Annotated in this window: 20 protein-coding genes and 2 tRNA genes; 13 read left to right on the forward strand and 9 right to left on the reverse strand. The window is 43.6% G+C overall.

What is annotated here, in order from left to right; translation table 11 throughout:
- Positions 1 to 64 precede the first annotated feature (64 nt).
- From gmd to CLIN57ABFB40_RS07950, 4 genes are all read left to right on the forward strand, one after another.
- Positions 65 to 1,135, forward strand: a complete 1,071-nt coding sequence (gmd, locus tag CLIN57ABFB40_RS07935) for a GDP-mannose 4,6-dehydratase (protein ID WP_175629590.1) — start codon at positions 65 to 67, stop codon at positions 1,133 to 1,135.
- A 99-nt stretch (positions 1,136 to 1,234) separates the two neighbouring features.
- Entirely contained in the window at positions 1,235 to 2,305 is a 1,071-nt protein-coding gene (locus CLIN57ABFB40_RS07940; protein WP_175629591.1) for a GDP-L-fucose synthase family protein, read from the forward strand.
- A 233-nt stretch (positions 2,306 to 2,538) separates the two neighbouring features.
- Positions 2,539 to 4,197: a long-chain fatty acid--CoA ligase gene (locus tag CLIN57ABFB40_RS07945; protein WP_175629592.1), complete on the forward strand. Its 1,659-nt coding sequence runs from the start codon at positions 2,539 to 2,541 to the stop codon at positions 4,195 to 4,197.
- 57 nt (positions 4,198 to 4,254) lie between these two features.
- Positions 4,255 to 5,403, forward strand: a complete 1,149-nt coding sequence (locus CLIN57ABFB40_RS07950) for an LA_2272 family surface repeat-containing protein (protein WP_175629593.1) — start codon at positions 4,255 to 4,257, stop codon at positions 5,401 to 5,403.
- Positions 5,404 to 5,536: 133 nt separating this feature from the next.
- On the opposite strand, the gene CLIN57ABFB40_RS07955 is transcribed toward CLIN57ABFB40_RS07950, so the two are convergent.
- The 3 genes from CLIN57ABFB40_RS07955 to CLIN57ABFB40_RS07965 form a co-directional block, all read right to left on the reverse strand.
- On the reverse strand, positions 5,537 to 7,531 hold the full coding sequence (locus CLIN57ABFB40_RS07955; protein WP_175629594.1) for a fructose-1,6-bisphosphatase: 1,995 nt from the start codon (positions 7,529 to 7,531) through the stop codon (positions 5,537 to 5,539).
- Between the two features lie 144 nt (positions 7,532 to 7,675).
- Complete coding sequence (locus tag CLIN57ABFB40_RS07960; protein WP_175629595.1) at positions 7,676 to 9,340, reverse strand: putative transporter; 1,665 nt, start codon at positions 9,338 to 9,340, stop codon at positions 7,676 to 7,678.
- Between the two features lie 266 nt (positions 9,341 to 9,606).
- Positions 9,607 to 10,053, reverse strand: coding sequence for a hypothetical protein (locus tag CLIN57ABFB40_RS07965; protein ID WP_175629596.1), 447 nt, complete (start codon positions 10,051 to 10,053; stop codon positions 9,607 to 9,609).
- Positions 10,054 to 10,280: 227 nt separating this feature from the next.
- On the opposite strand from CLIN57ABFB40_RS07965, the gene CLIN57ABFB40_RS07970 reads away from it, so the two are divergent.
- The 4 genes from CLIN57ABFB40_RS07970 to CLIN57ABFB40_RS07985 all read left to right on the forward strand — a co-directional run bounded on the left by CLIN57ABFB40_RS07970 (position 10,281) and on the right by CLIN57ABFB40_RS07985 (position 13,871).
- On the forward strand, positions 10,281 to 11,855 hold the full coding sequence (locus CLIN57ABFB40_RS07970) for an AAA family ATPase (RefSeq protein ID WP_175629597.1): 1,575 nt from the start codon (positions 10,281 to 10,283) through the stop codon (positions 11,853 to 11,855).
- Complete coding sequence (locus CLIN57ABFB40_RS07975; RefSeq protein ID WP_175629598.1) at positions 11,830 to 13,257, forward strand: VWA domain-containing protein; 1,428 nt, start codon at positions 11,830 to 11,832, stop codon at positions 13,255 to 13,257. Before CLIN57ABFB40_RS07970 ends, CLIN57ABFB40_RS07975 begins: the two co-directional genes overlap by 26 nt.
- 389 nt (positions 13,258 to 13,646) lie before the next feature.
- Positions 13,647 to 13,733 (forward strand) — tRNA-Ser (locus CLIN57ABFB40_RS07980).
- A 66-nt stretch (positions 13,734 to 13,799) separates the two neighbouring features.
- Positions 13,800 to 13,871, forward strand: a tRNA-Glu gene (locus CLIN57ABFB40_RS07985).
- A gap of 134 nt (positions 13,872 to 14,005) precedes the next feature.
- On the opposite strand, the gene CLIN57ABFB40_RS07990 is transcribed toward CLIN57ABFB40_RS07985, so the two are convergent.
- Positions 14,006 to 14,821: a DUF3845 domain-containing protein gene (locus tag CLIN57ABFB40_RS07990; protein WP_175629599.1), complete on the reverse strand. Its 816-nt coding sequence runs from the start codon at positions 14,819 to 14,821 to the stop codon at positions 14,006 to 14,008.
- Positions 14,822 to 14,836: 15 nt separating this feature from the next.
- Between CLIN57ABFB40_RS07990 and CLIN57ABFB40_RS07995 the strand changes: the two genes are divergently transcribed.
- Positions 14,837 to 15,421 carry a Crp/Fnr family transcriptional regulator gene (locus CLIN57ABFB40_RS07995; protein ID WP_175629600.1) on the forward strand — a complete coding sequence of 195 codons (585 nt, stop codon included), beginning with the start codon at positions 14,837 to 14,839 and terminating at the stop codon, positions 15,419 to 15,421.
- 33 nt (positions 15,422 to 15,454) lie between these two features.
- Here the strand turns inward: CLIN57ABFB40_RS07995 and CLIN57ABFB40_RS08000 are convergent, their stop codons facing one another.
- A complete protein-coding gene (locus tag CLIN57ABFB40_RS08000; protein ID WP_175629601.1) occupies positions 15,455 to 16,357 on the reverse strand; it encodes a helix-turn-helix domain-containing protein in 903 nt (300 codons plus the stop codon).
- Positions 16,358 to 16,687: 330 nt separating this feature from the next.
- Between CLIN57ABFB40_RS08000 and CLIN57ABFB40_RS08005 the strand changes: the two genes are divergently transcribed.
- Positions 16,688 to 18,820: a Tex family protein gene (locus tag CLIN57ABFB40_RS08005; protein ID WP_175629602.1), complete on the forward strand. Its 2,133-nt coding sequence runs from the start codon at positions 16,688 to 16,690 to the stop codon at positions 18,818 to 18,820.
- On the opposite strand, the gene CLIN57ABFB40_RS08010 is transcribed toward CLIN57ABFB40_RS08005, so the two are convergent.
- Positions 18,792 to 19,688 (reverse strand): CPBP family intramembrane glutamic endopeptidase, encoded by an 897-nt coding sequence (locus CLIN57ABFB40_RS08010; RefSeq protein ID WP_175629603.1) that lies wholly within the window; start codon positions 19,686 to 19,688, stop codon positions 18,792 to 18,794. The two genes, CLIN57ABFB40_RS08005 and CLIN57ABFB40_RS08010, sit on opposite strands and share 29 nt — an antisense overlap.
- Before the next feature lie 103 nt (positions 19,689 to 19,791).
- Here CLIN57ABFB40_RS08010 and CLIN57ABFB40_RS08015 point away from each other — a divergent pair, with 103 nt between their 5' ends.
- Positions 19,792 to 20,841, forward strand: a complete 1,050-nt coding sequence (locus CLIN57ABFB40_RS08015; protein ID WP_175629604.1) for a leucine-rich repeat domain-containing protein — start codon at positions 19,792 to 19,794, stop codon at positions 20,839 to 20,841.
- On the opposite strand, the gene CLIN57ABFB40_RS08020 is transcribed toward CLIN57ABFB40_RS08015, so the two are convergent.
- Positions 20,829 to 21,059: a hypothetical protein gene (locus CLIN57ABFB40_RS08020; protein ID WP_254871721.1), complete on the reverse strand. Its 231-nt coding sequence runs from the start codon at positions 21,057 to 21,059 to the stop codon at positions 20,829 to 20,831. The two genes, CLIN57ABFB40_RS08015 and CLIN57ABFB40_RS08020, sit on opposite strands and share 13 nt — an antisense overlap.
- A 362-nt stretch (positions 21,060 to 21,421) precedes the next feature.
- Entirely contained in the window at positions 21,422 to 22,591 is a 1,170-nt protein-coding gene (locus CLIN57ABFB40_RS08025) for an ATP-binding protein (RefSeq protein WP_175629605.1), read from the reverse strand.
- A 369-nt stretch (positions 22,592 to 22,960) separates the two neighbouring features.
- Here CLIN57ABFB40_RS08025 and CLIN57ABFB40_RS08030 point away from each other — a divergent pair, with 369 nt between their 5' ends.
- On the forward strand, positions 22,961 to 23,185 hold the full coding sequence (locus tag CLIN57ABFB40_RS08030) for a hypothetical protein (protein WP_175629606.1): 225 nt from the start codon (positions 22,961 to 22,963) through the stop codon (positions 23,183 to 23,185).
- A 60-nt stretch (positions 23,186 to 23,245) separates the two neighbouring features.
- Complete coding sequence (locus CLIN57ABFB40_RS08035) at positions 23,246 to 23,512, forward strand: hypothetical protein (RefSeq protein ID WP_175628351.1); 267 nt, start codon at positions 23,246 to 23,248, stop codon at positions 23,510 to 23,512.
- Between the two features lie 118 nt (positions 23,513 to 23,630).
- Here the strand turns inward: CLIN57ABFB40_RS08035 and CLIN57ABFB40_RS08040 are convergent, their stop codons facing one another.
- Positions 23,631 to 24,314 carry a hypothetical protein gene (locus CLIN57ABFB40_RS08040; RefSeq protein WP_175629607.1) on the reverse strand — a complete coding sequence of 228 codons (684 nt, stop codon included), beginning with the start codon at positions 24,312 to 24,314 and terminating at the stop codon, positions 23,631 to 23,633.
- Positions 24,315 to 24,586: the final 272 nt, after the last annotated feature.

A 24,586-nucleotide genomic window follows, 5' to 3' on the forward strand; every position in this document is an offset into this window, starting at 1 on the left:
TTGCATATACAACAAAAAATACCGACATTTGCACCCACATTTTCAATTATTAAATACATAGCGTATGAAAAAAGCCCTAATTTCAGGCATCACCGGGCAGGATGGTTCTTATCTTGCCGAGTTTTTATTGCAAAAAGGTTACGAAGTACACGGTATTCTCCGGCGTTCTTCTTCGTTCAATACAGGACGTATTGAACATTTGTATTTTGACGAGTGGGTGCGCGACATGAAACAAAAACGTACTATCAATCTGCATTATGGGGATATGACAGATTCTAGTTCGTTAATCCGTATTATCCAACAGGTGCAACCGGATGAAATCTACAATCTGGCTGCCCAAAGCCACGTAAAAGTTTCATTCGACGTTCCCGAGTACACTGCCGAAGCGGATGCTGTCGGCACACTGCGTATGCTCGAAGCAGTACGCATTCTGGGACTGGAAAAGAAAACCCGCATCTATCAGGCTTCTACTTCCGAATTGTTCGGCAAGGTGCAGGAAGTGCCACAAAAAGAGACAACTCCGTTCTATCCCCGCTCTCCGTACGGGGTAGCCAAACAATATGGTTTCTGGATTACTAAGAATTACCGTGAAAGTTATGGTATGTTCGCTGTAAACGGTATCTTGTTCAACCATGAGAGCGAACGCCGTGGCGAAACTTTCGTTACCCGTAAAATTTCTCTGGCTGCTGCACGTATCGCGCAGGGAGAACAGGACAAGCTGTATTTAGGTAATCTGGATGCACGCCGCGACTGGGGATACGCCAAGGATTACGTAGAATGTATGTGGCTGATTCTGCAACATGAGGTTCCCGAAGATTTCGTGATTGCTACGGGAGAAATGCACACTGTACGCGAGTTTGCGACACTGGCTTTCAAAGAGGCAGGCATCGAACTTCGTTGGGAAGGTGAAGGCGTGAACGAAAAAGGTATCGATGTAGTTACCGGAAAGACTTTGGTAGAAGTTGACCCCAAATATTTCCGTCCGTCGGAAGTGGAACAATTGTTGGGCGACCCGACTAAAGCGAAAACTTTATTGGGATGGAATCCGTGCAAGACTTCATTCGAAGAACTGGTAAGTATCATGGTCCGCCACGATATGGAGAAGGTAAAACGCATGATAGCTACCAAACATTAATACTTGTTTCACCACAGATTAACACAGATTTCCACGGATATAAAGAAAATATTCTGTGAAAATCTGTGGTAATCTGTGGTAAGAATAAAATAAGATAAAATGGAAAAGAATGCAAAGATATATGTAGCAGGACACCGCGGTCTTGTAGGCTCTGCTATCTGGAAAAATTTGCAAGATAAAGGATATACCAATCTGATAGGTCGTTCCCATAAGGAACTTGACCTACTGGACGGTGCAGCTGTCCGCAAGTTCTTTGATGAAGAAAAACCGGAGTATGTATTCCTTGCCGCTGCCTTTGTAGGCGGTATCATGGCAAACAGTATCTACCGTGCCGACTTTATTTACAAGAATTTGCAGATTCAGCAGAATGTGATTGGAGAAAGTTTCCGTCACAATGTAAAGAAGTTGCTCTTTCTGGGTAGTACGTGTATTTACCCGCGTGATGCAGAACAGCCCATGAAAGAAGATGTGCTACTCACTTCTCCGCTAGAATACACTAATGAGCCGTATGCCATTGCCAAAATTGCCGGATTAAAGATGTGCGAAAGTTTCAACCTGCAATATGGCACAAACTATATCGCTGTGATGCCGACCAATCTCTACGGTCCGAATGATAATTTCGATTTGGAACGCAGTCATGTATTGCCTGCCATGATTCGAAAAATCCATCTGGCTCACTGTTTGAAAGAAGGCGATTGGGAAGCTGTACGCAAGGATATGAACCTGCGTCCGGTAGAAGGTGTCAATGGTGACAGCTCCAAAGAAGAGATCCTCGCTATTCTAGGAAAATATGGTATCAGCGACACGGAAGTGACGCTTTGGGGCACAGGCACTCCGCTTCGTGAATTCCTTTGGAGTGAAGAAATGGCAGATGCCAGCGTATTCGTCATGGAACATGTGGACTTCAAGGATACCTATAAAGAAGGTGACAAGGATATTCGCAACTGCCACATCAACATCGGAACCGGTAAGGAAATCACAATCCGCCAACTTGCCGAAAGTATCGTAGAAACCGTAGGGTATCAAGGTAAACTGACCTTCGACAGCAGTAAACCGGACGGCACTATGCGGAAACTGACCGACCCTTCAAAACTGCATGCGCTCGGATGGCATCATAAAATCGAAATCGAGGAAGGCGTACGGAAAATGTACGAATGGTACTTGAAATAAGAAGTAAAACAATCTGTTGATATGCTATCAGCATCATTATTTTAGCTTATAGCATAATTAATTATCATTATAGCATATATGATTTTCATTATAGCATATCAGAATTAGCTCATAGCATATCACAGATTTTCTCCCTCTTCCCCCCCCTCTACCCAAAAATTCTTCACTCATAGTTCTTCATTCTTAATTAAATTGTTATATTTGCACAATTTAATACCAAATGTGCAAAAACAATGGAACAGAGTTTTATAGCTTACATTGAAAACAGTATCAAGAATAATTGGGACTTGGATGCCTTGACCGATTACAAGGGTGCCACCCTACAGTATAAAGACGTAGCTCGCAAAATCGAAAAACTCCATATCATTTTTGAGGAAAGTGGAATCCGCAAGGGAGACAAGATTGCCGTATGCGGAAGAAACAGTTCGCATTGGGGAGTAACTTTCCTGGCTACGCTGACATATGGAGCGGTTATCGTGCCTATTCTCCATGAGTTTAAAGCAGACAATGTGCACAACATCGTCAACCACTCCGAAGCGAAATTGCTACTTGTAGGAGACATGGTATGGGAAAACCTGAACGAATCGGCAATGCCGCTACTGGAAGGTATCCTGATGATGAACGATTTCAGTCTGCTGGTATCGCGCAGCGAACGTCTGACTTACGCACGCGAACATCTGAATGAAATGTTCGGTAAGAAATACCCCAAGAACTTCCGAAAAGAACATGTCGCATATCATAAAGACGAACCCGAAGAATTAGCCGTTATCAATTATACTTCCGGCACGACCAGTTACTCCAAAGGAGTAATGCTCCCCTATCGCAGTTTGTGGTCGAATACCCAATTTGCATTTGATGTGTTGGATTTGAAAGCCGGAGATAAAATCGTATCCATGCTTCCTATGGCGCACATGTACGGATTGGCGTTCGAATTTCTTTATGAGTTTGCCGTCGGATGCCACATTTACTTCCTTACCCGCATGCCGAGTCCGAAAATCATCTTCCAGGCATTTGAAGAAGTTAAACCCAGCTTGATTGTGGCTGTCCCGCTTATCATCGAAAAAATCATAAAGAAAAGCGTACTTCCGAAACTGGAAACTCCTGCTATGAAGATATTGTTGAAAGTACCTATCATCAATGATAAAATCAAAGCAACAGTACGCGAGGAGATGATAAAAGCATTCGGTGGGAACTTTAAAGAAATTATCGTCGGGGGAGCTGCATTCAACCAGGAAGTGGAACAATTCTTGAAAATGATTGATTTCCCTTATACGGTAGGATATGGAATGACGGAATGCGGTCCGATTATCTGCTACGAAGACTGGACAAAATTCAAGCCGGGCTCTTGCGGAAAGGCTGCCCCCCGTATGGATGTACGGATTCTGTCTTCCGACCCGGAGAATATCGTCGGAGAAATTGTATGTAAAGGCCCGAATGTGATGTTGGGATATTATAAGAATGAGGAAGCTACACAGGAAGTTATTGATAAAGACGGCTGGCTGCACACAGGCGACCTCGCATTGATGGATGCGGAAGGCAATGTAACTATCAAGGGACGCAGCAAAAACTTGCTTCTCAGCGCAAGCGGGCAGAACATTTATCCTGAAGAAATCGAAGATAAACTGAATAATATGCCGTACGTGGCCGAAAGTATCATCGTTCAGCAGAACGAGAAGCTCGTCGGTCTTGTTTATCCTGATTTTGACGACGCTTTCGCCCACGGTCTGAAGAATGAGGACATCGAAAGAGTAATGGAAGAAAACCGGGTGACACTGAATACAATGCTACCGGCATACAGCCAGATTTCCAAGATGAAGATTTATCCCGAGGAATTCGAAAAAACACCGAAGAAGAGCATCAAACGGTATTTGTATCAGGAAGCTAAAGGTTAAGGCTACTAAACATAGCATAGAAGAATATAACTTAAACCGAAGATAAAGAGCTATAGAATGAAGATAAAGAAAACAATAATTACGGCAGCTATCCTAATGGCTGCCGTTTGTTTACCGGCGCAGAATAAGAGTGCCGGTATTAATATTTCCATTTGGAAAGATATTTGTACGCAACCACATGACAGTACGCAGACTACTTATGTGAATATCGGTCTGTTGTCTACTATGAATCGTCTGAATGGGGTAGGAATCAACGCATTGGGAAGCGTAATCCACGGTGATATGAACGGTGTTCAGATTACAGGATTGGCAAACTTGGCAGGTGGAACAATGCGAGGCGTTCAAATAGCCGGTATCAGCAATATCAGCGGAGACAATACGATAGGATTTTCCACTGCCGGACTGGTTAATATAACCGGTGACGGTACACGGGGAGTAACCATTGCCGGACTTACCGGTATCGGTGGAGACAATACCTCAGGAGTAATGATAAGCGGTTTTATGAATGTGACGGGGAACATGGCTTCGGGTATTCATTTCTCCGGCGCAGCAAATATCACGGGACAAAGTTTCAATGGTATGATGACTTCCGGACTCTTGAATGTGGTAGGCGAAAACATGAATGGTCTGCAAATAGCCGGCATTGCCAATATTACGGCTACAAAGTTGAATGGCATGCAAATAGCATTGTGCAATTACGCTACCAAAGCCTGTGGACTACAGATTGGTCTGGTCAACTATTACAGGGAAGATATGAAAGGACTTCAATTAGGATTGGTCAACGCGAATCCTAATACAAGAATACAGATGATGGTATATGGCGGTAATGCGACTCCTGCTAATGTAGGTGTACGCTTCAAGAACCAATTATTCTATACGATTCTGGGAGTGGGTTCCATGTACCAGGGATTGAATGACAAGTTTTCTATGAGTGCGTCCTATCGTGCCGGGCTGTCTCTTCCTATTTATAAGGGACTCTCCATTAGTGGTGACCTCGGATACCAGCATATAGAAGCTTGTGATAATAAAGATGAAGTAATTCCAAGACGCCTGTACGCATTGCAGGCACGTGCAAATTTGGAATATCAGTTCACTAAGAAATTCGGTATCTTCGCGACAGGCGGCTACGGCTTGACCAGGTTCTATAATAAATCAAGCAATTACGATAAAGGAGCGATTATCGAAGCGGGTATTATTCTTTTCTAAGTTGGTCTCATCTAAAAGAAAGAAATAATAAACGACAAGCTCACCAGAAAATAAAGGAATAGCCCTGTAAGAATGAGACTTCAAATTCATCATTCTACAGGGCTTATTTATTATATAATGTATGACTTATCTATTACACCTTTTCTTTAATCAACCCCGTACAATAAGCTACAAGCAACTTCTTCAAATCCTGAATTTGCGTCACAAGTTCTTTCCCTTTATCGGTATCCTTCACCATCATCCGCTGGGAGTTAAACTCTAAAACAAAGTTAGTCGATTTTATATCCAAGCCCTCTTCAATAGCTTTCTGACGAGACTGGAACGGTTCATGCTGCACGAGCTGCATACCGTGAGAGTGATAAACAAGCGTATATCCCGCAATTCCCGTTTCTGGCTGATAAGCTTTTGAGAATCCGCCATCAATAACGAAAAGCTTGCCGTTGGCTTTCATAGGTTGCTCTCCCTGGATTGTTTTCACAGGCACATGACCATTGATAATATGCGAATGAGGACCTAAAGCCCCGAACTCGGCCAATATCTGGTCACATATATCTTCCCGGTTACGCAGCGTATAATAATGCCCTTTCTTCTCTTTATGCAACTCTTTGTCATCCACAAAGTAACGTTCGAAAGTTGCCATCTTATCCTTGTCGAACAAAGGAGCTTCCGGGCCGCACCACATATACCAGATATAGTCCATTGCAAATTCCTTGTCCTCTTCCCCATCTTCATCAAAATATGCGGTACGAATCAATTGGTCGGCTTTATCCAACAATTTGCGTCCCCAGTATTCCTTGTCCCGTATCCTGACATGCTTGAAGCTGCCATCTTCATTCAAAGGTACGGAAGCATGATAAAGAAGGTTAGAGTTGGAAACCAGATACATTCCGCCATATGTAAACAGACAGCGCATATGCTTCTTCAGTTTTTCACTATTCATAAACGAATAATGAATCTTCTCCACCAGTTCGCGCTCTTCATCCGTCAAACGATAAGGGTCGGCAGGGTCTATGGTCGGGAAGTTCGTATCGCGGAGCACATATTCTTTTCCTTCATAAACAAAGACACCACGTTCAAAATCTATCTTCTCCAGCAGTTTGCGGTTTGCCATCCCAAACTCTGGACGACGGTCGATAATCTCAGCTTCCAGTTTAAACTGAATAATAGTGATAGCCTTATGCATCTGGGTTATCAGGCGCAAAGTCTTTTCATTATAATGAGCATCGGCAAAATTCATTTTCGGCATGAAGATGGAACAAGGGTCGTCGGCATAAGTATCCATGGCGAAGGTAGCCAAGGGAAGCAAGTTAATTCCGTAACCATCTTCAAGTGTAGCCAGATTGCCATAACGCATAGACATACGGATAACGTTGGCGATACAACTGTCATTGCCGGAAGCAGCGCCCATCCAAAGAATGTCATGGTTACCCCATTGAATATCAAAGTTATGATAGTTGCACAAAGTATCCATAATAATGTGAGCGCCCGGGCCACGGTCGTAGATATCACCTACGATATGAAGAGAGTCTATAGTGAGACGCTGAATCAGGTTGCACATGGCAATGATAAAATCATCCGCACGCTTTGTAGTAATAATCGTACTGATAATCACATTGATATAAGCATGCTTATTCGGCTCGATGGAAGATTCGTGCAACAGTTCCTGTATGATATAAGAAAATTCGGCAGGCAGGGATTTGCGCACTTTGGAACGGGTGTACTTGGATGATACATTCTGGCAGACTTTCACCAGTTGGTTCAACGTTATCAGATACCAGTCGTCCAAATCCTTTTCACGCGCTTTCACGAGTTGGAGCTTTTCTTCGGGATAGTAAATCAGAGTACAGATTTCTTTCTTTTCCGCCTCACGGAGAGTATTACCGAATATTTCATTCACTTTACGTTTTACCGCACCCGACGCATTTTTCAGTACATGTTGAAAGGCTTCATATTCACCATGTATATCTGTCAAAAAATGCTCCGTCCCCTTCGGTAGATTCAAGATAGCTTCCAGGTTGATTATTTCCGTACTTGCATCGGCAATCGTAGGAAAACTTCGGGAAAGCAATTGCAGATAGCGAAGGTCGCTCACAATACTTTCAGGAGTTATATTACTTTGAGCAGTCATTTTATTTTATTACAATTTACTAATTACCAATTATTTTACTTCTTAATGTTCTTTAGTTTGGAATCATACGATTCAGTTATTCGTGATAAATATAGTACTTTTATAACACAAGTCTATTATTTCTCAATTTTTAATTCTCAATTTTCAATTTAACAAGAACATCAACAACACTTGTGCGATAATCACCCGCAGAAACATACACAGCGGATATACTGTCGCATAAGCTACGGACGGATTGTCACCGGGGATTGTATCATTTGCATAATTCAACGCCATCGGATTCGCCATACTTCCGCACAACATACCGGACACCGTGCCGAAATCTATCTTCATCATCTTGAAGGCTATAAAGCCTACCAAGACTGTCGGGACAATCGTCAATCCTGCTCCCAAAGCAATCCATAACAAGCCTTCCGGGCGGAATACAGTGTCGAAGAAATGCGCTCCGGCATCCAGTCCCAAACAGGCGAGATACATAGAAAGTCCCAGTGCGCGCAACATCAGATTTGCGCTGCGAGTGGTATAGGTAATCATGTGTATCCGCGGTCCGAATGTACCCAAAAGGATACCCACAATAATCGGTCCACCCGCCAATCCCAGCTTCACGGGAGTGCTTACACCCGGGATGGAAAAAGGAATGGCACCCAATGCCAATCCAAACACGATACCGATAAATATAACCACTAGATTAGGCTCTTTCAAACTCTTGACAGCATTACCCAGTACTTTCTCCACATTTTGGATGGCAGCCTTCTCTCCTACTACCGTCAAGCGGTCGCCCAACTGAAGTATCAATTCCGGAGTGGCAAGCAGTTGCACGCCCGAACGGTAAACACGGCTGATATTAATCCCATAATGATTTCTCAACCGGAGAGCGCCCAGTTTTTTTCCGTTCAACTCAGGACGAGTGACAACGATACGTTGGGAAACCAATTCGCTGTCAATCGCATTCCAGTCAATATCCTCTTTGTTCCAATCCGTATTTTCCTGTTCTCCGAAAAGAACGGTCAAGGCTAAAGCATCTTTCTCTGCGGTTATCACCAGCAAGCGGTCTCCCTCTTTCAATACTTTATCGGAAGTCGGGATGCTGACATGCCCGTCCCGCCACAAACGGGAGATGACAAACTTCGGGTAACTCATATGAGCTATATCCTTTATACTCTTATTGAAAATAGCAGGATTGTGTACTTGAAACGCAGCAATATAAGTTTTGTTCGCATCATCTTTCTCTTTTATCTCCAAATCTTCTTTGCGAACCAGCACTTTACGGATTAATAAAACGGCAAGAATTACGCCGACTACTCCCATCGGATATGCCACCGCACATCCTAGGGCAGGCGTACTGCTCTCCATTCCCATCTGTTTCAAAGTTTGCTGTGCAGCTCCCAATGCCGGAGTATTGGTCGTTGCACCACAAAGAATACCAACCATATCGGGAAGAGACACACCCGTGGCATAACTGGCTACCACCGTCAACAATGTTCCTAAAAGAACGACTCCGAGCGCCAGCATGTTCAGCGTCACTCCGCCTTTACGAAAAGAGCTGAAGAAACCGGGCCCCACTTGCAGCCCAAGGGAATAAACAAATATGACGAGTCCGAAACTTTCTGCATAATTCAACATCTGCGCATCCACCGAAAGCCCGAAATGCCCGGCAAGAATACCCGCAAAAAAAACAAAAGTGACTCCCAGGGAAACTCCCCAGAAATGCACTCTTCCCAGCCCCAGACCTATTGCCGAAATCAGCGAAAGTACCACAACAGCCTGTAAGGCAGAATGTTCGAGAAATAAACTATATAACCACTCCATGTATATTCAAACTAATAGGGCGCAAAGATAAAAACTATTTAGTCCCATTCAAAACTTTTAGCTTTCATTTCGCGCCCCATATATGGTCTGATTCTTAATATCCTGAAATCTTATTGGCAACCCTTTACCGCCTTACCTATTATTTTGTTTTTAATCTTTGCAAAACTTCTGTCTTTACTTTATTATCCTTTCTCTTTTTACCCGCATATTGACATTTACAGACTTTTCACCTATTATCCCATTACATATTCTTTGTTATTTCTTTGTTATCTTTTCCCCTGATATTCCACAAAGTTATTCCGTCCGTCCAGATAACCGCTCAACCTGTTGCCACCGATATATACGTCATCCAGATATGATACATCATTCGGTCCATAAGACATACGGATAGAGGTCTGTGCGTAGTTATCCCAGCTCCAACGGAATTTATATTCAAATTCCTTTACGTAACCGTTGGGATACTTCACCCGTATATAGTCAATCCCTGTACGATCTAAAAAGAAGTCTAGTTCCTGACGGCAATAGTTACCATCTATATCCCAATAAGAACTCGCCCACGTGCGGCTGCATAAATCGACAGAACGATTGTAATAACCTCCGCTAATATTATCATCATCATAAAAGCTGTCAATTTCTACTTCGCAAGAAGTAAAGCTTATCATCAATACGGCCATCAAAGCCAAGCCTAAGTATCTGAATGTGTTCGTTTTCATATTCCTTTATTTTTAATGGTTATTTATTATTATCTATCATTTATCTTTCGATATGACAAAAGTATAGAATGAAATTTCCCCATAAAACTGAAAATTCCTACTGATTGAGAGGAAATCCCCTAAAGCTTCCGGAACTGATAAAATTCGTTTCAAGGAATTATGAAGTTCATTTCAAGGAATTCTTGTATCTTTGTCCCCCACTGACAACACATAAAATCATCTGTCGTATGAAGTCTATCAAATCGCATATCACCCAATTACTAAAGTCTCTCAACGAGGGAGTATTTGAAAAGGAACATACCATCGCACTTTCCCTGCTGTCAGCTATGGCAGGTGAGAGCATCTTTCTGTTGGGTCCCCCCGGGGTAGCCAAGAGTCTGGTGGCTCGAAGGCTCAAGCTTGCTTTCAAGGATGCGGACGCTTTTGAGTATCTGATGTCACGCTTCAGTACACCCGACGAAATATTCGGCCCAGTTTCTATATCCAAGTTGAAGGACGAAGATACATACGAACGCATCACAAAAGGGTATTTACCCACGGCCACGATTGTTTTCCTGGATGAAATATGGAAAGCCGGACCTGCCATTCAGAATTCACTCCTGACGGTTATCAATGAAAAGATATATCGCAACGGACAGTTCACGGTTCGTGTACCTCTGAAAGCCCTGATTGCCGCTTCCAACGAACTATCCGCCAAAGGCGAAGGACTGGAAGCATTGTACGACCGTTTCCTGGTTCGCCAGTTTGTAGGATGCATCGAGCAGGAATATGCTTTCGACCAGATGATTTCTTCCACGAAAGAGATGGAACCCGAAATTCCCAGAGAACTCCAGATAAACGATGAATTATACTCTAAAATACAAGCTGAAAGTGAAAAAGTAGGAATCCATTATACAATCTTCGAACTGATTCATAATATCAAACGGGAAATAGAGCTGTATAACACAGGACGCGATGAAAATACCCCGCCCATCTATATATCTGACCGCCGCTGGAAGAAAATAGTAGGTCTGCTCCGCACTTCCGCCTATCTGAACGAATCTGCGGGAATCCACTTCTCCGATTGTCTCTTGATGAGTGCCTGCCTGTGGGACGAAGTCTCTCAATTACCCATTATCGAAGAAATGGTAGAGCAATCCATAACACGGGGTATCAATGCTTATCTGTTAGGCGAAAAAAGGTTGGAGCAGAAACTGGATAGCTTGAAAGAAAATATGAAATCCGAACATAGCCTGCGGGAACTCAGCGACCCGGGAATCCAGGTGGTAGATACATTTTATCATCGCATCGAGGGATATCATATCGCCGGAAACCTGCTCATATTTGCTTCGGACTACCAATCTCTGAAAAAAGACAGCAACCGGCTATTCTATATCCAGCAAGATAAGTTTCGCCCTGTCAACAAAATCCTGAAAGCCTACGACTTCGTAAAAAACAGGAACGTTGCACAAAAGAACATTTATTCTCTCCGAAAAGGAAAGCGCTCTGTTTTTGTCAACAACCAGGAGTATCCGCTATTATGCTACGACAATTGCGACCCTCTGCCGGCACAGCAAGATGACAGTACTCCGTTCGAATTCACCTTGCAGGAAGTCATCGACCTGCTCCATCAGATGGAAGTAGAATACAAGACGATTTCAGAACGGGAGACTGCATACACGAAAGAACATCTTTTCCTGAGCCCATCACAGAAAAGCAAGATTAGACGGATTTTAGGAGAAACTGCACATATCATCGAAAACTACCGGAACGAGCTTCGCATCATCGCCCATGCCCATGAACAAGAGAACAGAGAGTATTAGGCTCAAACACCTGCAAGACATCTACTACGAGAAATTGCAGGGAATAGCCTACGACGTGTACGACGAACAACTGCACAACTTGATTATCCGCCCCGAAGAACTGGATGCGGATATTCATCAGTATTTTCGCCATACACAACCCTCTTTGCAGGATTTCTATTCCCGTTATGCATCGCAATGGGAATATTTCCACGAAATGGATGAAGCGTCCGATGCCAAGTTTCTCCAATTTCTGAAAAACAGTGCTTATCCCTTTTCCATGAAATATCACCTGGTAGACCTGAACGTGAAATATTATCTCCAACGTTTTGCTGTTATCAGCCCGCGTTCCAAGGAATGGAAAGCTCTGCGTGCTCTTTTTTTCGACAAATGGCATACGTTACTCTCGAACAACGAGTTCAACTACCAGATGGAGCATATCGAACAACTCTGTGATGACTTTTACCGTCTTCAACTGTCACTCTCCAAAAATCTCCCGGTGCGCGGCGGTTCACGCCTCGTCTGGCTGCTCCGTAACCACAAACAGATAGCGGAGCAAATCCTGGAATACGAAGAAACCATCAAACGGAATCCAGTAATCCGCGAATTGGTGGAGATATTAGGAAAGAAGCATCAAAGCAGCCGGAAACGTTTCAAAATGACTGCGGGCATCCATCGGGAGCAAATCGTGTCGCATGCCACACGCAGTGATATTACAGGCATCAGTGAAGGAAACGATTTGAACAGCCTTCTCCCTCTCGAATATTGCTACCTGGCAGAAAAAAGCCTGCAAACCGTATTCTTCGAACGTTTTATAGAGAAACGGCTTCAAGTTATCGATTACCAATCGCACGAAAAGCAAGCTATCAATGACAAGAAAATGGCAGGAAATGAAGTCTCCGAAGAAGCCGAAGGTCCTTTCATCGTCTGCCTGGATACTTCCGGTTCTATGGCGGGAGAACGGGAAAGAATCGCGAAGTCAACCTTGCTCGCCATCGCCGAACTGACGGAAGTGCAACATCGGAAATGCTATATCATCCTTTTCTCGGATGATATTGAATGTATTGAAATCACCGATTTGGGGAGTAGCTTCGACCGTCTTGTCGATTTCCTGAGCCAGTCTTTTCATGGTGGCACAGATATGGAACCCGTTATCACTCATGCTTTGCGAAAAATCAGCGAGGAAGGATATATGAAAGCAGACATCATCACAGTGTCCGACTTTGAAATGCATCCTGTCGATAATATGTTAGCCAAAAGCATAGAGCGGGCAAAAGCCAAACAGACAAAGATGTATGCCATTTCTTTAGGCGGTAAAAGCGCTGAAGCCAGTTATCTGAAATTATGTGATAAATATTGGGAATATAGCATTCAGAGCGCCGAAAAACTTAATAAAAATAGAATTGAAGAATCAAATATTTAATCAATGTTATAAAACATGCGTTTTTCCTTGTTTTATTTGCTAATTTCACAGAAGTCCGTATATTTGCAATGTGTTTTTCATAGTATTAGATTTAAGGTTAACAAAAAAGATTGGCTGTCTGGGATAGATAGCCTTTTTTTTATGCTTATTTCTCTGCTCTTTTTTTCTGTATCCCTATAATGTCAATATCCAGTCAACATAGTTACTTTATTATATAAGAATGACAAAAGCCAAAGACACCGAAAAAAAATTCTCCCGTTTAATATTTGAAACATAGGATGTTATCTCCTTTCTCAAAAAAACAGTAAAAAAAATCTTGCTAAAAGATTTGCATAGTCGAAAACTTCCCCTTATCTTTGCACCGCATTTGAGAGAGAATGCGGGTTCAAGGAAGTTTGGGTGAGTGGCTGAAACCACCAGTTTGCTAAACTGACGTACTCGTAAGGGTACCGGGGGTTCGAATCCCCCAGCTTCCGCAAAATCTCAATATAAAAAAGAGCTAAGTTTTAGAACTTAGCTCTTTTTAAATCAATTAAAACTCCGGTGGGTTCGTCTAACGGTTAGGACACATGCCTCTCACGCATGTAATACGAGTTCGATTCTCGTACCCACTACTTTCTGATTATTAGCCCCTTACAAGTAGTAAGGGGCTTTTTTATTACCTCATATTTATCTCAAGATATTGTTTTTAGGCGTTATAAAGTAATATTCTCAAAAGAAAAAACGCAAATTGTAGTTAGAACTACACTTACTCTTCTAATTTATATATCTCAAAGAAAGATTCCCTATCAATCCTCAGTCGAATTCTATCTTCCCGCTTCTGCCCTGCCAGATTCACAAACAAGTTGAAATATAACTGGCTGAAAGAAAGGTTCGAACGATTATATTCTATATCGAATGTCCAGGTTCTGCGAAAAGAGTCGAAATAGGCAAATGATTGCTCCCCGCCTGTACACATAAAGACTTCAGGGAAAGATGCAGGCGGATACGGCTGAAACAAGCTCGCCAGTTGGGCATAAACAAAGTCAATCATCCATTCGTCCCCAGACAAGGTCAATTCGCCTTTCAAGCGAAGCTTTACTGCATATGCCGTGGTTACGTCCGGCGAGGTATAGACAGGAACCTGGCTTTCTTCCGGATAGTTGCCATCCTTGTAGCCAAGGCTCATCGTCAATCCCGATTTACCGATTCCATTAAACCCGTTTGCTTCCTGACCAGCCAATTGATTTTTCAGATTCACCATAAATGTCAGTTTGCCGAGGATAGGATCCCCCGGATATTGCGCTACCGTGTCCAGCACATAATCTTCAGTATTATAACTTCGGGCAACCAATTCACCCTTTCCATCTTCCAAAGCCGGACCGCCATTCTCTACATCCACATTACCTACCGGATAATAAATAGCATCATTATCCCTCGCACAGCTACAGAAACAAAGCAGTAATACTGCCAATCCTATTATCTTATTCATTATCATCTTACATCTTGATTTAGAGAACAAATATACATCTTTTTTGCAGCACACTTGATTTATGTCAACCGTTTTTAGTATTTTTGCACACAACAAGACAGAAAAGACATGGATACACTATTAAGAGATACCGTAAATGCCGTTGTAAACTCCCGTTTTCCCGAGATGAGTATAGAAGGAAGGCGACAGATAGAAAGCATACTGATTCGTAAAGAATTCCCTAAAGGCGCTATCGCGCTGAATGAAGGAGAAGTTGCCCACGAAATCGTATTTGTCGGCAAAGGAATGCTCAGACAGTACTACTATAAGAATGGAAAAGACGTCACCGAACACTTCTCTTATGAAGGCTGTATTGTCATGTGTATCGAAAGTTTTTTGAAACAAGTACCTACACGGCTGATTGTAGAAACCCTGGAACCTTCCATCATCTACCTGTTCCCCCGGGATATGATACAAAAACTGGCGAGAGAGAACTGGGAAATCAATATGTTCTATCAGAAAATATTGGAATACTCCCTTATCGTATCACAAGTAAAAGCAGACTCCTGGCGTTTTGAATCCGCCCGCGAACGCTATAACCTCTTGCTCGAAACCCATCCCGAAATCATCAAACGGGCTCCACTGGCGCACATAGCCTCTTACCTGCTGATGACACCCGAAACATTAAGCCGCGTACGTTCCGGGGTGCTATAAAGACATTCCCATCTGCGATAACGGAATTTCCCGTTATCGGCTTTTCCGATATTCCTTGGGAGACATGCCCGTATAATGCTTAAAGTACTTCCCAAAGAAAGACTGGTTCGCGAAATTCAACCGGTCGGCAATCTCCTGTATATTCATACTTGAAGAATTCAACAACGCTTTCGCTTCCAGAATAACAAATTCATCAATCCACTCTCCTACTGTTTTTCCACTAACCTCTTTCACCACGCCCGATAAATGCTTGGGAGTCAGACAGAGTTGGTCCGCATAAAATTGCACACTACGCTCAGACTGATATGACTCAACCAACGACTCATAAAAACGTTCGAAGATATACTCTTTCCTGCTTTTCGCTTTAGGCGAGGCAGCCGCCGCAGGAGCATGGTTGTTAAAGATATTGCAAAGTTCGAAGAAAAAGCCCTGCATCAGCCCCAACACAACTTCCCTGCGGTATGTCCCCTCTTTATCCCTCAACCGCTTTCTCACAAACACATGATACTCCTTAACCACTTCCTGCTCATGCGGAGCAAGGTTGAAACACGGATAATCCTTCAGATAGAAAAACAATGAAAGCATATTTCCCATTTTAGGCAACGTCTCAAATACATTCTTCGACACGGCAAAAAATATACCTTTATAGTCAGGACTGAAATACCGGTGTTCTATAATCTGATTCGGCAACGCCACCACCATCACCCCCGGCGATAGGTGAAACTCACGTAAACTGATATTAAAAGCCCCCTCACCTTCCAGACAAAGCCCTATCGTCAACACTTCCATCTTACTTGGACCGTTGTACAATGATATAACGCTCTCCGTATCGAAGAGCGCTATATCATTATCGACAACATCTATCTTCTTGAAATCTATATGCTTAGAATGAACTACCGAAGAAATACCAATCTTCGGAACATTTTGAATATCCATGTTCTCTCTCTTTTTTCCGACAAATATACCAGCTATAAATCAGAAACACAAGCCAAGACAGGATATTACAAGACAAAATGAACACTTTTTGCTACTTATTGACCACCCCAAATAGATAGAAACGAAGATCCTTATCCAACCGGAAAGGAGAACCATCCGCCATACTGACAATCAAATGAAGAAGATAAAAAGATATCCGGAATACTTTGGCATAATCATGCAGTTTTGATGTGTCAATTCATTTATTTAAGCTGCAAATATAATAAAACTTGTCGGGTTTATGAGATTTATATGTATTTTTGTCGCTCATTCATTTTCAAAAAACTGTTTATGGAATTATTTCACAAAATGATTTCCGGACTGTTAGGAATACCGGAAAGACAAATAAGCAGTACCCTCCGTCTTTTGGACGAAGGTGCTACGATTCCTTTCATCAGCCGCTACCGTAAAGAAGTTACGGGCGGGCTGGATGAAGTCCAGATAGAGCAAATCAAGGAGCAACACGATAAGTTGTGCGACATAGCCAAACGGAAAGAGACGATTCTCAGCACCATCACCGAACAGGGAAAACTGACCGCCGAACTGGAAAAACGTATCAACGACACTTGGAACCCGACGGAATTGGAAGATATTTATCTCCCCTACAAGCCCAAACGGAAGACACGTGCCGAAGCAGCCCGCCAGAAAGGATTGGAACCGCTTGCCACTATCCTGATGTTACAAAGAGAAAACAATCTCGACGCCCGTGCCGCATCTTTCGTGAAAGGTGAAGTGAAAGACGTGGAAGACGCTCTGAAAGGAGCCCGTGACATCATCGCCGAACAAGTGAACGAAGACGAACGTGCCCGTAATGCCGTGCGTAACCAATTCGCCCGACAGGCGGAAATCAGCGCCAAAGTAGTGAAAGGCAAAGAGGAAGAAGCCGCCAAGTACCGTGATTACTTCGACTTCTCCGAACCGCTCAAACGCTGCACTTCCCACCGCCTGCTAGCCATCCGCCGGGCAGAAGCGGAAGGACTGCTGAAAGTCTCCATCACCCCGGACGACGAAGCGTGCATCGAACGCCTGGAACGCCAGTTCGTACGCGGCAACACCGAATGTAGCCGGCAAGTGAACGAAGCCACCGTCGACGCTTACAAACGCCTGCTCAAACCTTCCATCGAAACGGAATTTGCCGCCCAATCGAAAGAGAAGGCGGACGATGAAGCCATCCGCGTATTTGCCGAAAACCTTCGCCAGCTACTTCTCGCAGCTCCATTGGGGCAGAAACGGGTGCTCGCCATCGACCCCGGATTCCGTACCGGATGCAAAGTCGTCTGTCTCGACGCACAAGGAAACCTGCTGCACAACGAAAATATCTACCCACATCCGCCGGTCAACAAAACCAGTGAAGCAGCAGCAAAACTCCGTAAGATGGTCGAAGCCTATCAGATAGAAGCCATCTCCATCGGCAACGGGACGGCAAGCCGTGAAACGGAAGACTTCATCAGCCGCCAAAGTTTCGACCGCCAGATTCCCGTATTTGTAGTCAGCGAGCAGGGAGCTTCCATCTATTCGGCTTCCAAAATCGCCCGCGACGAATTTCCCGAATATGACGTGACAGTCAGAGGAGCCGTTTCCATCGGACGCCGGCTGATGGACCCGTTGGCGGAATTAGTCAAGATAGACCCTAAATCCATCGGAGTCGGTCAGTACCAGCACGATGTAGACCAGACGAAACTAAAGAAAGCGCTCGACCAGACCGTAGAGAACTGCGTGAACCTCGTCGGAGTCAACCTGAACACGGCAAGCAGCCATCTGCTGACCTATATTTCCGGCTTAGGCCCGCAACTGGCGCAAAACATCGTCAACTACCGGGCAGAGAACGGCGCCTTCGGCTCACGCAAAGAACTGATGAAAGTCCCGCGCATGGGTGCAAAAGCCTTCGAGCAATGTGCAGGATTCCTACGTATCCCCGGAGCAAAGAACCCGCTGGACAACACAGCCGTGCATCCCGAAAGCTACCACATCGTAGAGCAGATGGCAAAAGACCTGAAATGTACCGTCAACGAACTGATAGCCGGCAAGGAACTTCGCCAGAAGATTAACATCTCCGACTATATCACTCCCACGGTCGGTCTGCCTACCTTACAGGATATCCTGCAAGAGCTTGACAAACCGGGACGTGACCCGCGTAAAGCTATCAAGGTATTCGAATTTGACAAGAACGTGCGTACCATAGCCGATTTGCGCGAAGGCATGATTCTTCCGGGCATTGTCGGCAATATCACCAATTTCGGTGCTTTCGTCGATATAGGAATCAAGGAGAACGGACTCGTGCATCTCTCCCAACTAGCCGAACGTTTCATCTCCGACCCGACGGAAGTCGTATCCATCCATCAGCAAGTCATGGTGAGAGTGATGAACGTAGATACCGACCGGAAACGGATTCAACTCAGCATGATTGGGGTACCGCAAGACTGATTGCCTCTCTCTTCTCTCCCCACCAGACTATCAGAATCGTAAATACTATCATAAGTACTGTGCAAATGAGCGAGCCTTCAAAACCGAAGGCTCCGCCATTCAGCACATTTTCTTCGGGCATATGCAATTTCAGCATCGTAGACATGAAATTGTTCCCGCTCACCTGGTAGCCTAGAATCGGACCTTGTATCCAGTTCCAGAAAAGATGCAGCGAGATGGGGAAACAAAGATTCCGGGTATATAAATAGGAAGCTCCCAGCAACATGCCTGCCAACACAAGATTTATCATCGGCAGGAAGTCTATCTCCGGATTAAAAATATGCAGGAATGCGAACAACGCCGCCGAAATGAACAGCGACAGGAATTTATTTAAACGGGTATGCAGCAGATGTCCGAGAATATACCCGCGCATCAGAATCTCTTCAAACAGCGCGACTAACAGAAAAAACAGCAACGCTCCCAGTAAATCCAACGGCTTGAACTGAAAACCGGTCACTTCCACTTCTCCCATAACCAGGGACAATCCGAAGCCTACCAGATACAGCAAAACAGCCAACAGAAATCCATACCACAACCCTTTGGCATGCCCCTTGACGGACAATCCCAAATCGGAGAACGGACGCCGCTCCAACCGGAGCATAATGACAGTAGCAGTAAGAACAGCCAGCAGCATACTGCCTTCGAGCAGAATATACCCCACCATCCCCGGATGACGTGCTTCCACACCAAGAACCAATGACAAGAACCCTTGAGCCAATATACCATACAATCCCATACATACAAAAAACACCACAATAAACAGGGGAATACACGCCCATACGGGAAGTCTCTTAGGCTCTTTTTTCTCTACGATGTTGTCTGCCGTCATCTTTACAATTTGTTAATCCGACTACAAAATTAGATATAAAACATAAAAAAACATCATGTAATCTCTATTTTTCCTATATTTGTCAGAACAAATCCGCAAAATTATGAAAATTAAACTACTATTGATAAGCTTCTTATTGGCTGCCAACTCATTAGGAGCCACAGCGCAAGTGAGTAAAACGTATTATGTGAGCAAACCGGGAACACTGATTTCCATGATGACGGAAGACGAAGCCAACGCCGTCACCCACCTCACCCTTACCGGAAAATTGAATGCCGAAGATTTCAGACACCTGCGTGATGAGTTCGATAACCTGAAAGTGCTGGATATTTCGAATGCCGAAATAAAAATGTACAGCGGGAAATCGGGAACCTATCCCAACGGCAAGTTCTACATTTATATGCCGAACTTTATCCCTGCCTATGCTTTCTCCAGCGTAGTGGACGGAGTGACCAAAGGCAAACAAACTTTAGAAAAAGTAATCCTCTCCGAAAAGACCAAGAATATCGAAGACGCCGCTTTCAAAGGCTGCGAGAATCTGAAAATTTGCCAGATTCGCAAAAAGACAGCTCCCAACCTGTTGCCGGAAGCATTGGCGGACAGCGTTACCGCTATCTTCGTCCCTCTGGGCAGCAGCGACGCTTACCGCTACAAGGACAGATGGCAGAACTTTGCTTTCATCGAAGGCGAACCGGTAGAAGCAACTTTGCAGGTAGGACTTATGGGCAAACTGGAAGAAGAGATTCTGAAAGCAGGGCTTCAACCCCGCGACATCAACTTCCTCACCGTTGAAGGTAAACTGGACAATGCCGATTTCAAACTTATCCGCGATTATATGCCGAATCTGGTATCGGTCGATATTTCAAAAACAAATGCAACGGCTATCCCCGATTTTACTTTCGCGCAGAAGAAGTATCTGTTGAATATGAAATTACCGCATAATCTGAAATCTATCGGGCAGCGCGTGTTCAGCAATTGCGGTCGCCTGTGCGGTACGTTGGAGCTGCCGGCCAGTGTGACGGCTATCGAGTTCGGTGCGTTTATGGGATGCGATAATCTGCGTTACGTGTTGGCTACGGGAGATAAGATTACAACGCTGGGCGATAGTTTGTTTGGAGACGGTGTGCCGAGCAAGTTGGTTTATAAGAAATAAGAAGAAAAAAAATTCCCCTGATATAAACTGGTTATTAGTGAGTTTATATCAGGGGAAAATATAAATTCAGCTTGAGCCATATTCAACTTTTCTCTTGCATTTCGTATCTTAAAACCGATACGCAAAGCCTCAAGTTCCCGTTCAAGCCTATCCCGTTCCGGCATTCCAATTTCACCGTAATATTCATTCTTAATCTGGTCTAAAGTCTTTGTATTCATTTTAATATCTCCTTTCCTCTTTCTTCGTAATAATCAGTCATAAGTCGTTCGGCTCTTTTTATTTCTTCGGTTTTCAATATAACTTTCAATCTTACGATATAGCATATTACACTTTTCGAATAATATTAAGACTGATAAAATTGCTGCACGGCATGAACATGATATGGTAAGGCTTTCCATCCGTATGCCGTGCGACTTGAACGGCTTGAGCGGAAGATGGTCATCGAAGCGCTTGTCTCACATTTACCAAAAGGACATGCCTTTTAATCGTTTGATATTCTGATGTTTTATAGATACCGTTACATTTTACGCGGTGAACTGTGAATTTTTACGCAGCGGCAAGCGTCGCGACCCCAGCCAGCTTATTCCAACACACTGTCCAGATGGGCATAATTCAGCAGGCTGATTTCTCCGGCGGTGTTTTCGAGCGTGCCCGCATAGACCACCGCCTTGCCCTCTACAGGACCTTTGACCCAACCGTCCATCTGTTTCAACGCCTTTTCAAAGTCCGCATGATAAGTCATTGCCGACTTGATTTCGATACCGTAAAATCCCAAACCTTTTTTCAGCAGCAGATCTATCTCATTCTGGTTTGAATCCCGGTAGAAATAGAGGTTGCTCTCCTTACCCCGATTATACCGCCGTTTCAACGCTTCCATCACGATGAAGTTCTCGAACAGCGCCCCCCGCATCTTATCCCGGGCAAGTTGTTCCGGAGATTCGATACCGAGCAGATGGCAGGCAAGCCCCGTGTCCGTAAAGTAGAGCTTTGGAGTTTTGGTCAGCCGTTTGCGCGTATTCTCGAAATACGGGGGCAGCAGGGTCACGATATAGGATGCCTGCAAGACGGAAAGCCACGCCGTGACCGTGTGCGAGCTGATACCGATTTCGTTCGCCAGCTCAGAGGCTTTGAACAGCGAACCGATACGCCCGGCGCACAGACGGATAAACGTGTGGAACTGCATCATGTCCTTGATTTGCAGCAAATCGCGCACGTCCTTGTCCAGATAGGTTTTCATGTAGGCCGGATAGAGGAATTTGGGCACATTGCGCCCCGAATAAATCGCGGGATAGAACCCGTTCAGCAGCAGATTGTAAAGCGGCGTATCGGCGGCAATCTCCCGTATCTCGGAGTAAGACATGGGCAGCAGCTCGAATACACCGGTACGTCCCGCCAGGGACTGCGTAACCTTTTTCAGCATGGCGAACTGCGAACTGCCCGAAAGGATGAACCGCCGGTCTGCGTCATCGTCCACCATACCTTGTATATACGACAAGAGATTCGGAGCATTATGCACTTCATCGAGAATCATGCCCTCCGCATGCTGGTTCAGAAAAGCGACCGGGTCGTTTTCGGCAAAGCTCCGCACATCAAGGTTCTCCAAAGAGTAGTACGGCAGGTGCGGGAACAGATTACGGATCAGCGTTGTCTTGCCGGACTGACGGGGACCGGTAATGGTTATGACCGAGAAATAGCGGTACGCCTCTTCTATCACGGCGGATAATTCCCTGCGGATATATTTTGTCTCCATATTTATTTATGCAATTTTGAAATACAACTGCAAAATTACATAAACTTTGCTGCGATGCAAATTTTCTGGGGTATTTTCTCCTGTCTCTCACCGCTTTACCCTGTTATATCTGCAATTTTCTCTCCTCCGTCGGCAGGTCAGCCTTTCTCTTTTCGTCGGCGAAGTTGGTATAAAGCGCATCGCCGCCAAGCCGCATTCCATTCGGATAACGGAAACAGACTATTGCATGGTCGGTTTCCTATCCGGGTTTGGCTTATCATGCTTTCTTTTATCTTTTTTCCTGCCTTGAAAAACTGAAAACAGACCTACTCGGCCGGACGAAAGCAGAGAAAGAAAAAAAAATGTTCAACAACTAAAAAACAAGACAGTATGAAAGACGAAATCAGACAGAACGGCAAAGTCGTATTGAAAAGCGAGGACGGGGTTTCTATCCCGATGTTCTTCAACAACCTGTGTGGAAAAAACTTTTCGGGCACACAGTATCGGAACTATATCAGGAACATAGCCCTCGGCGAAATGGGTTTCAAATCCGGACGAATCGAGTTCTACCGGGACGGAATATTGCAAAGGGCAGGAGAAATACCGAAACTCTGAACCGTAAAACGACCCCTAAAAATCAACAAAGAGAAATACATAATTTAATGACTTACAAATATGGAAACTGACACTATTCATCCAGCGGAAGCCTATCTCCGCAACGAGAAAAACCCTTCGTCATTGTATGTAAAGATTGAGGGAAAACGCAGACGTTTGTTTATCAACCGTAACGAGAATGTCATCGGCATTATCGCATTGGGAAAACGGTATTACAACCGGTACACGTATCGACAGCAAGTACAATCGCCAAATCAAAAAATTCCTGCCCAAAAAACAAAATGTATCATTGAAACACATCTTAACATAAAAAAATGTGATTTTTAGTGCAAATTAAAAGCCTGTTTAAACTCAATTAAACAGGCTTTTACCATGTAAACAGATAAATCAGGGTAAGACACTAATGATATTTGTGATTATTCAGTTCATATTTATTTCGATATAGCTATGATACTCCTAATAATATTGTTTTATCAATAACCCATTTATTGTTAATTTTGCGAATACAAATAATTACTTCCTCACCACAAAGCCGTCCACAAGCATAAAAACAATAAAAGAGTCCAACTCTCTTTTCTTTATCAAAGTATATCCTCGACATACCCAATATTCCTGAAAAAAGAAAATTATAGTTTTCTCTTTCCCATATTTTAAATCCTTCAGGAAACTCTGAAGTGTATTTCAATATGAACCGTTTTCTATTCTCTATTTCGGACAAATTCAGTGGACGACTTTGTATTGAGTACTTATTCACAGAGTTAAGTGCCTCAATATAATCCGGTTCCATTAATTGTTTTCCGATATAGTTCATATCTAAATTTAGATTATAACAAGGGAATAGAGTATCAAAAACAGCAATAACGAAGGTCGTATCTCTCATTTTCCTATTTTTTCTCTCAATCTCAGCAATCTTTTTATCATATCCAGCAGTGTCATACACTATTGGATTGTTGTTATCAAGAAATGGTATTGGAGGAGGGGGAACTTCAAAACTACTTAATGCCCCCATCTCCTCAATCAAGTTATCAAAAATCTCATTAAACACTTTCATTTCATAACTACCAGCCCTATCTATTCTGCATGATAGCACTCCAATCAATAACATTATTACTATAAGATACTTTTTCATAATCAATTAATTTAAAAATCCATACATTGACTTCACTATAGCATCATTTGATCTTATTATTCCTTGTGAGTTGTAATATTGTTGTAATATGGGTAGTCCAATTCTTTTCATAGCCTTATTCACATATCTTTCTTGCCAATGCTGTTTAAAATTGTCTGTATTTATCCATTTTTCTTAATGCAGGATAAATATTTGAATTATTCATCACTTTGTCATCATAAGAATCGGCAACTTTTCAGATTGCCGATTCAATTTTTATGGGGATTTTCTTA

The organism is Bacteroides acidifaciens (assembly GCF_903181435.1).
Classification (GTDB): Bacteria; Bacteroidota; Bacteroidia; order Bacteroidales; family Bacteroidaceae; genus Bacteroides.